Genomic DNA, 15,678 nt, shown 5'->3' on the forward strand with positions numbered 1-15,678 from the left:
ACAATAGTATCAAACATAAATGCTTCTTTAGCATATACAGATGAAGGTAAACTCTTAAAACCAATGCTTGAATAATTTTGTGAAAAGTGTAAATATTTTGTAGCAGATAGATATTATCTGCTTTGTTTTATATCTTCATATTTTTTGAACAGGTTCACTAAATTAACATTTCAAACGAAAACGAAATTAAATTAAACATAATCTAAATAAATGGGAGGGATACTATGAAAAAAATTTTTATTATTTTAAGTATTCTTTGTTTGATACTTAGCATGTCAATCCTTACCTTGTACGGAAAGGGTATAGTAAAATATACTTGGATATTACGCATTCCTGAAAGAATACCAGGTGGGCAAATTATACCTTCATTTGAAAAGCTATATACAAGATTTTTTACAAGTTTTATATTGGATTTAATTTCTGTTATATTCTTAATTTCTCTAATCTTTAGAGATATAAACTTTCGATTTTTTATATCAATTTATATACTATCTCTAATCTTGATTGGAGCTTCTTTAATAACTACTTATAATTTCTTTCAACTTCTATCTCTACTTTTACTCATTCCTATTATCTTCTTTTCTAAATATTAAAATGAAATCATTGATTCAATTTTCTCCAGTGTTTTTGGTCCTATACCTTTAACATTTAATAGTTCATCTTTCGAGCTAAATAGTCCGTTTTTGTTTCTGTAATTTATTATTTCTCTTGCTTTTACCTTACCAATTCCAGGAAGTTTCATTAACTCATCTATTGAAGCAGTGTTAATATTTATCTTATCTTCAACTTTTTCTTTGGCTACATTTTTAACTTTGGACAATCTTAAAAAAGGTTTCATTTTTTTCAAAGTTGATGGACCTATTCCTGAAACATTTAGCAAATCATCAATGGCATAAAACATTCCGTTTTTTTCTCTATAATCGATTATATTCTTTGCTTTTGTTGGCCCTATTCCTGGTAAAGCCAAAAGCTGATCATATGTAGCAGTATTAATATCAATTATCTGTTCAGAGTAAATTCTTTTTTGTTTTTCATGAACTATTTCTTTCTTTTGAAAAACCGCAGTCGTTAACACCAAAAAAATTAAAAATAATATAACAAATTCCTTGAAATACTTTCCTTTTACCATAATACAAAACCTGCATACCCCACAGTAAAATTGTAATCTCCTGAAAATTCAGCACTTGTTGTATGATAAACTAACTTCACATTTTGAAAATATTCCACCACAACCGAAATAGGACCTATTCCACACGCAGATACTTCTTGACCTAATTTGAAAAATTCAGTTGTATTACGTTTTAATATCTCATTAATTAATAGTTCATCTTTTTTCAACGTTTTTTTGTGCGAATCATAATGATTAAAATCAGACGATGCAATAATCAATGTCTTTTCTAAATTAAGACTCCTTAAAAATTCAACCATTTCGAGTGTAGAATTATAATTTTGATAATTATACACAATAGGTACTATCTTAAAATCATTATAACAATACTTCAAGAAAGGCAAAATAACTTCAATTGAATGCTCATATAAATGTACAGAATAATCAGAACTAACTCTTTCATATTCTAATAATTTTTTTGTAAAAAGCTCATCAATTTGTAAATCACCAAACGGTGTTTCCCACTTTCCTCTTTCCCAAACGGAAAAAGTCTCCTTACCAAAACCTGTATGATTTGTTCCAAAAATTATAACCCTTTCTGGTTTTCCAAAACTTAAAGCTTCTTTCAATGTTAACAAAACAGTTTTACCACTATATACATATCCAGCATGTGGTAGAATCATTCCAAAATTTTTTTTAGATTCTTCTAAGAATACTTTATCAATATAAGTGTCAAAAAAACTCTTTAACTTATATACATCTTTGGGATAAAACTTATCAGCAAAAGCCATTTTCCTTTTCATCATTCCACAACCTTTGCCGATATTAAAATTACTATGTTTCTTTTTACTTTGTCATCTTTTTCTGTTTTAAAAAACTTTCCTATAATAGGTAAATCCCCCAAAATTGGAATCTTACTTTCCGTTTTTGAATTTTCTTCCCTTGTTAGTCCACCAATAATTAGTGTCTCATTCTCTTTCAAAGAAATTTTAGAATTAAACTCCCTGGTCCTTTCCAACGGTAACGCAAGTCCGTATTGATTTTTTATATCCCAATCAAAACTACTTACTTTTATATTTAATTCAAGATCAATTGTATTATCCGCATTTACAAACGGTATTATTTCCAAAGTAACACCTGATTCTATATACCTAATTTCTTGAGAATTCTCACCAGCGTTTAAAACAATCGGAATTTTGTCACCAATTAAAATACTTGCTTTTTCGCCGCTTTTGGCAACAATATTGGGACTAGCGAGTAGCTTTGCATCTTTATCAGTTAAATTCATTTTTCCATTCAATCTTACAGTAAGTTCATTTGCCGAACCAATTGAAAGTAGTTTATCTATAATTTTCTCTAAAGGCATTTCTCCCAAAGAAAGTGTTATATCAAATCCATTTTTTGATAAAGTTCCAATATTGGAAGTAATCTCTCCAAGATTTATGTCTAGAGAATTTGTTAATTCCTCATCTACTACTCTAACTTCAATCAATGCTAGCTTAGAATTTAAATATTTTTCAATATAACCTTTTATCTCTCCGGATATTTTAGCATCAATTCCCGTTGCAATTACCACACCTGCAGCAGAATCCACAAAAGAATTTCCTCCATAAAAACCTATAAGTTCCTGTATCTTTTCTACATTTCTTGGAACAGAAAATACAAAAGTATTTACAGTCTTTGTTGAATCTGTCGTTAACGAATCAAATACATAAATACCATCTTCTTGTTTCACCTCTATATTATAATGATTTAATATTTTTTCAAACTCTTTAAAATCTAGTTCATTGACGTAAAGATTAGCAGTAGAATTGATATCTTTAGAAATAACCGCAGAAAAACCATATCCTTTAACAACTTGCTTGATAATTTCTCTAAGTTGCACATTCTCAGCACTTATACTAAATCTTTTGTTTTTTCCGAAAGTTATAAAATCTTTCATCTCAGTTTCTTTCACTTGATCTTTAGGTTCAATATACACTATACTTCCTTCTTTTGTAATATCTACTTTTTTCGTTAAAATTTTTTCAAAATCTTCTAAAGTCGACTTGTTCAAAACTAAATTTAATTTTTCATCAACTGAATCTACGATTACAGCATAACCAAATTTAGGATAAACTTCCCTAACCATATCTGCAATCGAAACATCAGTTGCATTTATAGAAATCTTCCCATCTTTAACATTTAATATTTTAGAAGTTTTTTCAATATATACTATTTTCCCATTTTTGCGAATATCAATTCCATATTTTTTCAAATAGTCTTCAAAATTGTTCAAAGTTATACCTTCAACTTTCAACGTTACACTACCAACGATATCCGATTCAAATACAACATCTTTGCCATATGCTCTGAAAACTCTTTCAATCAAATCTTTCAAATTATAGTCTTTAACATCTATTTTTAATTTTCCATCTTCCACATTAACAATTTTTTCGTCAAAGTCCCTGAGCCTTTCTTGAAGTTTTTTCAAATCTTCTGGAGTACCTTTTGCCAAAATCTTCCCATTTAAATTCAGAATTTTTATCCTATCTTCAAAATTAAATTTAACAAATTCTTCAATATTTTGAACATTTGAATTAATTTCAATTATAGATTGTTTGGCATCAATACTATTTAATAAATCTTCAACTTCAAGAAGTTCTCTTTCTTCACCAACCAACAATATTTTTCCGTTCAAATCAAATACTTTTACTGATGATGTACTTTCAACAACAGATTTAATACCATCTGTATAAGGTAAATCAACAAATTTTATTACTTTACCTTTGTTATAGTTATCCAAGAATTTTTTTGCTTGTTTTATATTTTCGTCAGTTCCTCTAAGAATCAACAATTTACTTTCCGGATAATATTTAGTCTCAATATTGTACAAATCTTTTATTATGGATTGTACTTCTCCAAAATTTTCAATCTTTACATTAACTTTTTCTGTTTTATATGAAACACTATTTTTATCAAAAAACTCCTTAGCTTGTTTTGCTTTCTCACCCTTTATATATACCTTATTTTTCAATCTATAAACTGTTACACCAAATAACTCTTCCAATATCTTTTTAAAATTATCATCAATAACACCAATTTCGACAATTTCCTTTCCAAATTGTTTCCTTATTTTTTCTATCTCAGCAATTAATGAATCATCTATGTTATCGTATATTAAAGTCTTATCAGAATAATACACCGGCGTTGCATCTATAAGAGACAAAAATAACTCTTTTGGTGGATCAAAAGGTGTCAATTCAAGAACGTACCTTTTCTTATTTTGAGTCATCCTCATTAATTTTTCAATTATCTTCTCTTTACCTTCTATTAAGTAAGTACCATCATCAAATTCTTTCAGAACTTTTACTTTACTCAATAAACTTCTATCAACCTTCAACCTTGCAGTTTTTGTACCTGCAATTTCAATGAATTGATTAAATCTTTTATATAATTCTTCAGTAACAAATAACGTAACAAAAATTTTACCATTTACCTCTGTTACCTTTGCATTATTTTCACCAATACCTAAATATGAAATTGCAGATTTAACAGTATCCAATTTAATACTTTCAATCACCATCCTATAAGGATTTCCAATACTCCTATCATTGTTTATCTTTTCAACTAAACCTTTAAAAATTTTTGGAACTTTTATTACTTCACCAAACATTTTATATGGAATATTTATTGAATCAAGAACCGATGTAATTCTTTGAGGATACCTTACCTTAACATCAATATAATCATAAAAATCAACAATCCCATTATCTCTTAAAGTTGAAATTAAATAACCAATTGTGTTTGAAATTTCTGTATCTGCATAAATAGCTACTTGCTTTAATGGCTCCAAAACAACATATCTAAAATCATATATAGACGAAATATTTTTTAAAAATTCCTCAACTGTGTTTTTACTAACTGTGTACGAATAATAATACCAAGATTTACTTGGTCTTACTGAAATTGCATCCGAAATTATCCTATGTTCTCTAATACCACCATATACAAATACTTTACTTTTATCCTTTAAGAAGCTCATAAAAGTACCTGATCCAAGTAACGATTTTATCTTTTCCGCACTAACTTCTCCATCGTAGATCTGCCAATACATTGCAAAATTCTTGTTAATTTCTTCTTCCAACCCTAAATATAAAGTCCCATCTGGTCCATATGCATAACAAACTTTTGGGTTATTTAAAAATAACAATCTCAAAGCCTTTTCAATTGTAACATCTTTTACATCAAGGTTAACCTCTATATTTCTAACTCCTTCATACAACGAAATATTTATCCCCAAAGCTTTTGAAAACTCCCTTATAACTACATCTAAAGGTGCATTTAAAAATGAAAAACTAAATTTTCTATCTTTCACACTACTTGGAAAATCAACAATAATTTTATTTCCAACAACATACCAATCAGAATTTACTGGCACAATCGTAAAGAAAAAGATATCTGCAGAATTCTCAGATGGTGATAATTGTATTCCTTCTAAAGGACCTTTCGAAACAGGTAAAAAGGAACTTTGAACAAATTCCCCATTAATTGATAAATAATACACCGTTTTTGAATCATTCCAACCAAATCTAACTTTTGAAGGCAAAACTTCATTGTCAAGTTCTAAAACCACCTGAAGTTTATTTTCAACAAAATAGTAATCAATATTCAATATTTTTGAAAACAAGAAACTAAATAATATCGTTATGAATAACAAAGACAAAAATTTTTTCCTCATTAGTCATTCCCCCCTATCTTCTTTGGAACAATTAATTTAATACTACCATCGTCAATATCAAGCACTACAAGATTTTTATTACTTACATTTAAAATATAATATTTATTTAAAAATATTGATTTTGGCTTAATTTTTAAGACTTTATCCGAATTTTTAATGTATGCATAAAACTTATTATCTTCTAAATAATATCCCAAATAACTTATATTACCAACAATTGTATAACTTTTTAAATGCTCGCTATCCAAAGTAATTTCCAAATAAAACGGCTCAAAATAATTAATCTTTTCTATATTTTTAAAATTAACATAATCATTTTTTGCTCTAACTATATATTTTTTCGTATCAGATAAATTTGGTAATTTTTTGCTTGAAAAAATTAACATAAAGATAAAAAACACTATTAATAATCCCATTAAAATTACTATGTATTTTTTATTCAATTATATCACCTACTTTCATTTGAAAACTGACCATTATTTTTTTATCTTTATCAAAAATAATAGGAAAATTAGTTTTAACATCTACCTTTAAAATTTCAATTGGTACACTTTTTGAATTTACAATTTCATAAAAAATCTTTTCAAATTCTTTGACATCTAATTCCTTTGATATATAACCGTTTTCCAATAAGTTCAAAAATTCTCTATCATCATTTTTTACTATACTCTCTAGCTTCTTAAAATTAATATTAAATCTGTTGTAGAGCTTAATTTTTTCGTTTAAAATCTCTGTGTTATATTTAAAATTTTTTAAAAAATTCAATTTTATAACAAATACATTAAATAATAATAAAAATGTCAAAAAAATTATTAAAATTCCAAAAAATAAGTTAGCATATTTTTGTTTTATATTCATAGTTCCCCCTCCAAATAAAATTCAAACATTTTAAAATCACTATATAGAGTTTTTGTATCTTTTAAAGATATTCCCACATTTTTGTAAACATCATTAAGTTTATTTACAACCTCACTAAAATCATCTTTTTGATTTGAAAATTCATAAAATAAGATCTTAAATTTTCCATCAGAAAAATTTATACTTTTTATAAAAAATTTCTCGTTTTTTTTCTTGAAAAAATCCAACAATTCTTGTAAAAAATATTTGGAATAATAAACCTTATTTAAGTAACTTTTATAATAAGTTATCTTGTTCACAATAATATTTAATTTTGAATCATATTTTAAAATTTCGTTTTCAACAATTTTAGGAATTTCAAGTGGTTCTAAAAAAGTAATGTTATTAAAAACAAGAGGGTAACTTTCTACAGTTTTAGAAATACTTTGATATACCCAAAATTGTGAAAGAAAAAACATCGAAAAAAATGGAATTAGAACTATTATTACAAAAACCAAAAATTTCTTTATTGAAATTCTTCTTTCTTTCACCTTATATAAGTTTAATCTTTCCAACACTTATCCCCCCTCTTTTTAAGAGACCTAAAACCCCTAAAAATCTATAATGTTTAACTAATGGAATAAAATCTTGAAAAAAGAATCTATTTAATAAAAGAGTAGAATCATCATAATGTTCTTTTAAAAGCTCATTAATTATATTTGAATCAGTTACAATTTGAATAGTTTGTATATTTTCAAGTCCTATTTTTTCTTCCATCGAATTTATAGTAATAAAGACTTCACGTTCAATCAACGATAAAAAATCACTAAAGAAATTCATCAAAAAGGCTTTAACATCTTTGATTAATGTTTCATCGTCAATATATTCCAATTCGTATACAGAATAACCAAACTCATCCAATAAAACCTCGTCAAAATTTTTTAAACTTAAATCAGAGTATCTTACCTCAATTAAATCTGAATCATTAAAAACTAACATTCCTGAATACTTTTTGTTTATAAACAACTGCATACTATATCCAGTGAATCTACTCAAAAGAATAGATTCTTTGAAGAAATCTGGATATAGAATATCTGGTTCTGGGATTTTTTTAGCATAAAGGTTTTGAAAATAATTCTGAAGTTCTTCTTTTTTTACAACAAACACATTTGCAATATTATTAGATGTTATTAAATAATCGTAATATATTTGCTCTGGTTGTATACCCAAATTTTGTGTAATTTCTAATAGTAATAACTTGTCAATTTCCTTTTTGTTTTTTACTGTGGGAAGAGGAATCTTCAAATTTAAAATATAATCCCATGGAATGTTAACAACGATTATATCATCCACAGTGGGTTGAAAATCTAAATCCCATTCTTTGAAAGAAGATAACCTAGTTTTACCAAAAAAATATTCAAGACTTCCATAAAAAATTTCATTATCATTTCTAAAATCAAATGAAATAATCCTTTTACCTAAAATTTCCCTTAACAAACTTTCCCTCCTATTCCCCTGAAATATCAAAAACAATAGGTTCAATTTTAAAATTTCCAAATGTACCTCCACTAACTCTATACAGTGGAATAATTGTTAAATCAAGTTTATTAAAATAATCCCCTAAATCCACCTCTTTTGTTATAACTACATTTTCTTTCTCAAAAAACGTGTAATGAATATATACTTTATTTTTAGAATACCTTATATAATCAGCATTTGAAGACCAAAGCCCACAATATACAATTGTTTTAAACAATTCTTCATTTAAGACAACTTTATCCATTAAATTGAATACAGATATAACACTAATGGAAAATATAATGACAGTTATAATCAGAACAGTTATAACTTCAATATAAGTCATATTATCCTCCAAAAGTTGATTGCATTTGAAAAATAGTCGAATACATTGTATACGCTAAAAAAGCAATAAACAATCCCACAAAGGCTATCATCAAAGGTTCTAACATAGACAAAAGTTTCTTAGTATCCTGTTGTATTTGATCATCAAAAAAATCTGCAACTTTTTCCATAACAACCTCAAGTTTACCTGTTTCCTCACCTGTACCTATCATTTCATAAATTATTTGTGGGAACACTTTCTCAGATTTTAGAGCCTGCTTTAATGAACTACCACTTTTTACCTTTTCTTCTACACTTTTTATTTTAGAAATAAATTTTCTGTTATTAGACGCTTTTGCCGCCATTTCTAACGAATCAATTATTGAAACACCGCTTCCAACTAATACCCCAAAGGTTCTGGAAAATCTTTCATACGTAATCTTTTCCCTAAGTTTTCTAATCGGTGGAAACAAATTTCCTAAAAACTCCTTAAATATTTTTCCATATTCAGTCTTGAAAAACACGTAAATGCCAATAAATATCAACACTGAAAAGAAACCAACCAAAAATCCGTTTTCAGTTAATAATTTATTCAACTTAACAAGCGTTGAAATTAAACCAGAAGTTGGAATGTTACCAAAAACCGAAAACAATTTTGGTAAAATAAATAAACTAATTACCAAAACCACTACTATAGCAAAACTCAGTATAAAAATTGGATAAACCATTGCCGTTTTTACTTGTTGTTGAGTCCTGTTTAAATTTTCATAATAATTAGATAATTTCTCTAAAGTTTCTTCAAGTACTCCTCCTTCTTCTCCAGCCTTTAACATATTAATAAACACTTCATCAAAAACCCCTTGTTTTTTAAACGCCTCTGTTAATGATGTCCCAACGTCTAATTCATTTACTACGTTAACAAGAACATTTCTAAATCTTTTAGAAAAAATTTCTTGGTTTGATAGTATATAAATTGCTTCTCTCAATCTTAGTCCCGCTTTTATCATAGTTTCTAATTGCCTTGTAAAAAAGACTATATCTTTTAGTGGAATCCCAAATATATTCTTTAATCCTTTTCTCTTTTTCGACTCCTTGATATCTACTATCATCAACCCATTTGATTTTAGCCTTCCCAATGCTTCCTGCAAACTAGAAGCTTCAATCTCTCCTTTAACCTTCTTCATATCTTTGTTATACGCAAGATATACAAATTTCAATGCTTAACCCCTCTCTTTCTTAATATCCCCTCATTTAACTCATATACTATTCCCTTAAAATCAACAAATTTCTCAAAATCATGTGTAACAATAATCAAAGTCTTTCTAGCATCATCATTCCACTTTTTTAAATATTGAATTATTTTTTTTTCATTTTTCCTATCTAGTCCAACTGTCGGCTCATCTAAAATTAGAATATCTGGATTATGAGCGACAGCAGAGGCTATGGCTATTCTTCTTTGTTCTCCACCTGATAACTGAAATGGAGATCTATCCAAATACTCATTCAAATCAAAAAAATTTACAACTTCTTTAAATCGCATTTTTGGATTCTCCACCTCAAAATTTTTGATTGAAAAATATATCTCATCTCTAACTTTTTCAGAAAAAAATTGTCTTTCTGGAAATTGAAATGAAAAACCTATCTTCTTTCTATATTCATATGGATTTTCATAAGGATCTCTAAAATCATCTATCCAAATTTTACCACTAGTAGGTTTAATTAAAAAATCTAATAGATATAGAAGCGTGGTTTTACCACTTCCAGTATTCCCAAGAATAAAAACAGTTTCTCCATCATTAATTCTAAAATTTATATCTTTTAACACATGTTTCTCAAATGGTGTATTTTGATTGTAAATATATTCAACTTTTTCAAAAATCATTCTCATATTTTTCTGAATAATAAACTCTAATACCTCCCTCTTTACATAATTCTTTAACATTACCAAAAATATTCCTCATATATTCTCTTATTCTTTTTCCACCTTTATTATGGTACGCGACTAATTGTAAAGTACCATTTAAATTTAAATGTTCTTTGGACTTTTCAATTAGCTCCATCCAAACTTTCTTTCCCGCAACAATAGGCGGGTTCGATATTATATGATCAAATTTTTCGCCCTGCCACACCTCAAACAAATAACCTTGCTTCACAACCGCATTCACATTGTTATTTTTAGCGTTAATTTTTGCAAATTCAACGGCTCGTTCATTTATATCACTCATATACAAATCAATATTTGGATTTTCCTTTTTTAGAGTAATACCTATGACTCCATAACCACAACCTAAATCTAAAACCTTTCCACTATCTATATTAACATTCTCAATCAAGATTTTTGTAGCCTTATCAATTTTACCAAAAGAATAAACTCCACTAGGAGATTTAAATTTATAGATATGTCCATTCTTTAATGTTAAAACTATTTCTCTGACTTTCAATTTACTTGTTGGCTTTTCTGTATAATAATGTTCAAACACTAAAATCCCTCCAATATTTTATGTTCACCATACAATAACGGTTCCACATTATTATATAATTTCTCATCAATTATCTTTCCTACAAAAATAGAGTGATCCCCTGCATCATAAATACGAACTATTTCACATTCAATATAACCCACGATTCCCTTTAAGATTGGAATACCATTTTTACTTAATTCATAATCAATTCCTTCAAACTTGTCATAATCTCTCCCACTTACACTTCCAAAATGAATTGCTAAATCTTTTTGAAATTTACTCAATATATTTACACCAAAAAAACTGGAACTTTTTAGCAAAAGATAACTAAACCTTTCTTTACCAATAGAAATTACAATTAACTTTGGATTAATTGAAACTCTAGTTATCCACGCAACACTAATACCATTAATCTTGTCATTCAACCTCATTGTAACAACAACAGTTGAATTATAGATCTTTTTTACCACATCCATAATCTCACCTCTTTAAGTATTATATCATATGTAAATTTTTATAAAATTTTTTTACTCAAAATTTGTCTAATCAATAAACTTATGCTATATGATATAATTAATATGAAAAAGTTCAAAATTCGAGGAGGTGGCCTATTTTGATTAAAAAATTAAAAAACATCTCGAAACAATGTAGAGCAGATATTCTAACCATGACAACTGTTGCAGGTTCTGGACATCCAGGTGGTTCAATGTCATCAATTGACCTTTTAGTAACTTTATATTCTTTTGCAAATATCTTTCCAAATGATCCTTGGAATGAAAATCGTGACAGGATATTAGTCAGTCACGGACATATTTCACCAGCAGTTTATAGTACTTTGTCGGCATATGGTTTTATAAACAGAGATGATGTGCTATCAGGATTTAGACATCCTGGAAGTATATTTGAAGGTCACATTACACGCGGAATTCCTGGTATTGAATGGACTACTGGAAATCTCGGCCAAGGTTTATCCGCTGGAGTTGGAATGGCACTTGCAGCAAAATTAAAAAAGCAACAACATCACGTTTATGTATTAATGAGTGATGGTGAAAGTGCAAAAGGACAAGTTACTGAAGCAAGAAGAACCGCAAAAAAATACAATCTTGATAATTTAACAGTTATTATTGATTACAACGATATACAAATTAGTGGTAGAGCAAGAGATATTATGTACGTAAATATTAAAGAAGAATATGAAGCTGCTGGATGGAATGTTATAGAAATCGATGGTCATGATTTTGAGCAGATTTTATCTGCACTAAAAATAGCCAAAAATGATAAAAATCCAACTGTTATCATTGCACACACTATTATCGGTAAAGGTGTCAGCTTTATGGAAGATACTCCAAAATATCATGGAAAACCACTTTCACTCGATGAATATAAAAAAGCATTAAAAGAATTAGGAATATCTATTGATATCAACAAATACATTGAAATGAGAAAAAAAATAGATATTTCTGAACACAAAAAAATTTATTTAAAATACCCAATTTCAATAAATACTGGAAAACCAATAATATACAAAGAAAAAATCGATAACAGAACAGCCCTAGGTAATGCAATTGCCGATCTTGCCACTTTAAACGATAATGTAATTGCAATTGATTGTGATCTAAAATCATCCGTAAAACTTGATAAACTTGATCAAGTCAAACCGGAAAGTCTAATCGAAATTGGCGTTCAAGAACATAACGCTGCTGCAATTGCTGGGGCATTAAGTGCAGAAGGATTCGTAACATTCTTTGCCGATTTTGGAGTGTTTGGTATTGATGAAACCTTTAATCAACACAGATTAAACGCGATAAATAATACAAATTTAAAAGTTGTGGTAACTCACTGTGGCATTGATGTTGGAGAAGATGGAAAAACCCACCACGCACTAAATTACATTTCTGCTCCACTATCATGGTTTGGCTTTAAAGTGATCGTTCCTGCAGACCCAAATCAAACAGACAAGGTGATTAGGTATATTGCTACCCAATATGGTAACTATGTTGTAGCAATGGGAAGAAGTAAAATTGAACCTATTACAAAATCAGACGGCTCTATCTTCTATGATGAAAACTATGAATTTGAATACGGAAAAATCGATGTGATAAGAGATGGCGAAGAAATTGTTGTTATAACATATGGATCAGTATTACCACATGCTCTAAAAGCTGTAGATGAATTAGAAAAAGAAGGAATAAAAGTTGGACTTCTAAACGTTTCATGCCCATATGATCTTGATGAAGAAATACTTTCAAGATATGCAAGAAAAAAAGTTGTTGTTTTTGAAGATCATAATATATATAACGGTCTTGGTACTTTATTGGAGTCAAAATTATTTAATCTAAAGATTATCCCCGAAAAATTTGTAAAAGTTGGAATCGATAGATTCCCAGTTTCTGGTAATAGCAAATACCTGTTTGATATTTATGGACTTGACAGCCAAAAAATTAAAGAAACAATTAAGAACCTAATTTAAAAATTCCCCATCCATGTTGGATGGGGAATTTTTTTATTCTTCTTCATCATAATTCAAAAAATCTTCCAAATCTTCATCTATTGGTATTCCATCGTCTTCTTCTAAACTATCTATCGTTCTTTCTTCAAACTCCTCATCTGACATTCCAAATGGGTTCTTTGGATCTAGCTTACCGTTGAAAATCTCAACTTTACTTTTTCCATCAATTAAATAAGCTTTTGCATTAACTGTTCCGCTAACAGCACCTAATATTTTTTTTACTAATTCTTCATCAATATCATGATTTTCTGCACAAGTTAATATTAATTTACCATCTTTGTACCTTATTTCTGTCTGATTTTTCCGGGCAAGTTCTTCTATTTCTTTGTTTTTCATTATCGTATTTGCTTTTATATCACTTAAGAACATCTCTATAGTATAATGAAATGGCATAACACACCTCCATTATTCTTTACTAGCAAAATGCTTATTAATCTTTTTCATCAATCTTGATTTTCTTCTCGACGCTTCATTCTTATGTATTGCACCAATTTTTGCAGCTTTATCTATAAAACCTTGGGCAACTTTGTATAATTTTTCTACTTCATCTCTATCTTTACCTTCATTTAATGCTTCCAAAACTTTTTTAATAGAGTTTTTCATTCTTGTTTTATATGCTTTGTTTATCAATCTATTTCTTTCTGAAACTTTAACTCTTCTCTTTGCAGACTTTATGTTAGGCATTATCTCTACCTCCTATTATAATATTTTTTTTAATTCATCAACCATATCTAATTTTTCCCAAGTAAATTCTTCAAGCTCTCTTCCAAAATGACCGTATGCAGCAGTTTTCTTGTAAATCGGTCTTAAAAGATCTAGTTTTTTAATAATTGCACCTGGCCTAAAGTCAAATAATTCAAGAACTGCTTTTAAAATTTTATCTTCCTCAATTTTAGCTGTACCAAATGTGTTTATCATTACTGAAACGGGTTTTGCTTTTCCTATTGCATATGCAACTTGAACCATAAATTTGTCTGCCAAACCAGCTGCAACAACATTCTTTGCAACATACCTTGCGAAATAATGCGCAGATCTATCTACTTTTGTAGGATCCTTTCCACTAAATGCTCCTCCACCATGAGGAATAGAACCACCATATGTATCAACTATAATTTTTCTGCCAGTTAAACCGGTATCTGCAGATGGTCCTCCTAATACAAATCTTCCAGTTGGGTTTACAAGGATCTTCACTTTATCATCCATTAAATTTTCGGGAATAATTGGCTCAATAACATGCTTAATAAGGACATCTTTGATTTCTTCAATAGTAACATCTGGTTCATGTTGCGTTGAAATTAAAATTGTATCAACTCTAACAGGTCTATCATTCTCATCATATTCAACAGTTACCTGTGTCTTACCATCAGGCCTTAAAAACGGAACTATACCATTTTTTCTGACTTCTGAAAGTCTAATTGCAAGTTTGTGAGCTAACATTATTGGTAATGGCATTAATTCTTTCGTTTCATTAGTTGCATAACCAAACATCATACCTTGGTCACCAGCACCAACTAATTCAAGTTCATCAGCTGCATTTAGTTCTCCTTCTTTGACCTCAAGTGCTTTATCAACCCCAAGAGCTATATCCGGTGATTGACTATGAATAGACGAAAGTACAGCACAAGTCTCACCATCAAATCCGTACTTAGCCCTTGTATAACCAATATCCAAAATAGTCTTTCTTACTATATCTTGAATATCCACGTATGCTCTGGTAGTTACCTCACCCGAAACAATAGCAATACCTGTTGTAACTAACGTTTCCACTGCAACTCTTGACTTTGGATCTTGTTCTAACATCGCGTCCAAGATAGCATCACTGATTTGATCTGCTACCTTATCTGGATGACCTTCTGTAACGCTTTCACTCGTAAAAAGTTTTCTCATCGCTCAACCTCCTTTTCATAATCTTCTTTGGAGATAAACTTTCCTCCAAATATATCAAAACTTACTGGTTTATATGCACCAGTAAATTGTGCTTTCACTTCAATCTTATTAGGACATTTTGAACCAACATATACCTTTTCTATTTTATACGCTATATTTTTATTATCATACTCTATCAAAAAATCGTATCCTTTTCTCAAATAACTTCTAAACATCTCTCCACATTTATCACATTTTATATATATAACCAATGAATCTTTATCTTTGTAAAATGGGTTTTTTGATAAATTCTTCTTTCTTTTAAAAAACATGC

General features: G+C 28.7%; 18 protein-coding genes. 2 read left to right on the plus strand and 16 right to left on the minus strand.

The features are described from left to right. Nucleotides 1-224: 224 nt before the first annotated feature. Nucleotides 225-593 (plus strand): hypothetical protein, encoded by a 369-nt coding sequence (locus XJ44_RS09225; RefSeq protein WP_075665071.1) that lies wholly within the window; start codon nucleotides 225-227, stop codon nucleotides 591-593. Here the strand turns inward: XJ44_RS09225 and XJ44_RS00145 are convergent. From XJ44_RS00145 to XJ44_RS00200, 12 genes are read right to left on the minus strand one after another with little or no spacing between them, the layout of a single operon-like run. Next, nucleotides 590-1,129: a ComEA family DNA-binding protein gene (locus XJ44_RS00145; RefSeq protein WP_077286917.1), complete on the minus strand. Its 540-nt coding sequence runs from the start codon at nucleotides 1,127-1,129 to the stop codon at nucleotides 590-592. The genes XJ44_RS09225 and XJ44_RS00145 overlap by 4 nt on opposite strands. After that, the gene (gene amrB / locus XJ44_RS00150; RefSeq protein WP_233119482.1) at nucleotides 1,123-1,914 is read right to left on the minus strand and encodes an AmmeMemoRadiSam system protein B; all 792 of its coding nucleotides are present in this window, start codon (nucleotides 1,912-1,914) and stop codon (nucleotides 1,123-1,125) included. Before amrB ends, XJ44_RS00145 begins: the two co-directional genes overlap by 7 nt. After that, nucleotides 1,911-5,828, minus strand: a complete 3,918-nt coding sequence (locus XJ44_RS00155; protein ID WP_077197680.1) for a type II secretion system protein GspD — start codon at nucleotides 5,826-5,828, stop codon at nucleotides 1,911-1,913. Before XJ44_RS00155 ends, amrB begins: the two co-directional genes overlap by 4 nt. Further along, nucleotides 5,828-6,271, minus strand: a complete 444-nt coding sequence (locus XJ44_RS00160; protein WP_084758728.1) for a hypothetical protein — start codon at nucleotides 6,269-6,271, stop codon at nucleotides 5,828-5,830. Before XJ44_RS00160 ends, XJ44_RS00155 begins: the two co-directional genes overlap by 1 nt. Then, nucleotides 6,264-6,686 carry a hypothetical protein gene (locus tag XJ44_RS00165; RefSeq protein WP_077197681.1) on the minus strand — a complete coding sequence of 141 codons (423 nt, stop codon included), beginning with the start codon at nucleotides 6,684-6,686 and terminating at the stop codon, nucleotides 6,264-6,266. Before XJ44_RS00165 ends, XJ44_RS00160 begins: the two co-directional genes overlap by 8 nt. Continuing rightward, nucleotides 6,683-7,240 carry a hypothetical protein gene (locus XJ44_RS00170; RefSeq protein WP_077197682.1) on the minus strand — a complete coding sequence of 186 codons (558 nt, stop codon included), beginning with the start codon at nucleotides 7,238-7,240 and terminating at the stop codon, nucleotides 6,683-6,685. Before XJ44_RS00170 ends, XJ44_RS00165 begins: the two co-directional genes overlap by 4 nt. Next, nucleotides 7,218-8,162 (minus strand): hypothetical protein, encoded by a 945-nt coding sequence (locus XJ44_RS00175; protein ID WP_143608939.1) that lies wholly within the window; start codon nucleotides 8,160-8,162, stop codon nucleotides 7,218-7,220. Before XJ44_RS00175 ends, XJ44_RS00170 begins: the two co-directional genes overlap by 23 nt. Before the next feature lie 10 nt (nucleotides 8,163-8,172). Further along, nucleotides 8,173-8,529: a hypothetical protein gene (locus tag XJ44_RS00180; RefSeq protein ID WP_077197684.1), complete on the minus strand. Its 357-nt coding sequence runs from the start codon at nucleotides 8,527-8,529 to the stop codon at nucleotides 8,173-8,175. A 1-nt stretch (nucleotide 8,530) separates the two neighbouring features. Next, nucleotides 8,531-9,724, minus strand: a complete 1,194-nt coding sequence (locus XJ44_RS00185) for a type II secretion system F family protein (protein WP_143608941.1) — start codon at nucleotides 9,722-9,724, stop codon at nucleotides 8,531-8,533. Beyond that, nucleotides 9,721-10,389 (minus strand): ATP-binding cassette domain-containing protein, encoded by a 669-nt coding sequence (locus XJ44_RS00190; protein WP_233119483.1) that lies wholly within the window; start codon nucleotides 10,387-10,389, stop codon nucleotides 9,721-9,723. Before XJ44_RS00190 ends, XJ44_RS00185 begins: the two co-directional genes overlap by 4 nt. Continuing rightward, a complete protein-coding gene (locus tag XJ44_RS00195) occupies nucleotides 10,379-10,987 on the minus strand; it encodes a class I SAM-dependent methyltransferase (RefSeq protein WP_075665079.1) in 609 nt (202 codons plus the stop codon). The genes XJ44_RS00190 and XJ44_RS00195 overlap by 11 nt, the downstream gene beginning before the upstream one ends. Beyond that, the gene (locus XJ44_RS00200) at nucleotides 10,987-11,445 is read right to left on the minus strand and encodes a flavin reductase family protein (protein ID WP_077197686.1); all 459 of its coding nucleotides are present in this window, start codon (nucleotides 11,443-11,445) and stop codon (nucleotides 10,987-10,989) included. Before XJ44_RS00200 ends, XJ44_RS00195 begins: the two co-directional genes overlap by 1 nt. Before the next feature lie 137 nt (nucleotides 11,446-11,582). On the opposite strand from XJ44_RS00200, the gene XJ44_RS00205 reads away from it, so the two are divergent. Next, nucleotides 11,583-13,439, plus strand: a complete 1,857-nt coding sequence (locus XJ44_RS00205; RefSeq protein ID WP_075665081.1) for a transketolase — start codon at nucleotides 11,583-11,585, stop codon at nucleotides 13,437-13,439. A gap of 33 nt (nucleotides 13,440-13,472) precedes the next feature. On the opposite strand, the gene XJ44_RS00210 is transcribed toward XJ44_RS00205, so the two are convergent. The 4 genes from XJ44_RS00210 to XJ44_RS00225 are packed head-to-tail and all read right to left on the minus strand — an operon-like array spanning nucleotide 13,473 to nucleotide 15,676. Beyond that, on the minus strand, nucleotides 13,473-13,871 hold the full coding sequence (locus XJ44_RS00210) for a hypothetical protein (protein ID WP_077197687.1): 399 nt from the start codon (nucleotides 13,869-13,871) through the stop codon (nucleotides 13,473-13,475). Between the two features lie 12 nt (nucleotides 13,872-13,883). Beyond that, nucleotides 13,884-14,162 carry a 30S ribosomal protein S20 gene (rpsT, locus tag XJ44_RS00215; RefSeq protein ID WP_075665083.1) on the minus strand — a complete coding sequence of 93 codons (279 nt, stop codon included), beginning with the start codon at nucleotides 14,160-14,162 and terminating at the stop codon, nucleotides 13,884-13,886. A 15-nt stretch (nucleotides 14,163-14,177) separates the two neighbouring features. Further along, nucleotides 14,178-15,365 (minus strand): methionine adenosyltransferase, encoded by a 1,188-nt coding sequence (gene metK / locus XJ44_RS00220; protein ID WP_075665084.1) that lies wholly within the window; start codon nucleotides 15,363-15,365, stop codon nucleotides 14,178-14,180. Continuing rightward, entirely contained in the window at nucleotides 15,362-15,676 is a 315-nt protein-coding gene (locus XJ44_RS00225; RefSeq protein WP_077197688.1) for a hypothetical protein, read from the minus strand. Before XJ44_RS00225 ends, metK begins: the two co-directional genes overlap by 4 nt. Between the last annotated feature and the right edge of the window lie 2 nt (nucleotides 15,677-15,678).

Origin of the sequence: Thermosipho affectus, assembly GCF_001990485.1 — a bacterium.
Lineage (GTDB): Bacteria > Thermotogota > Thermotogae > Thermotogales > Fervidobacteriaceae > Thermosipho > Thermosipho affectus.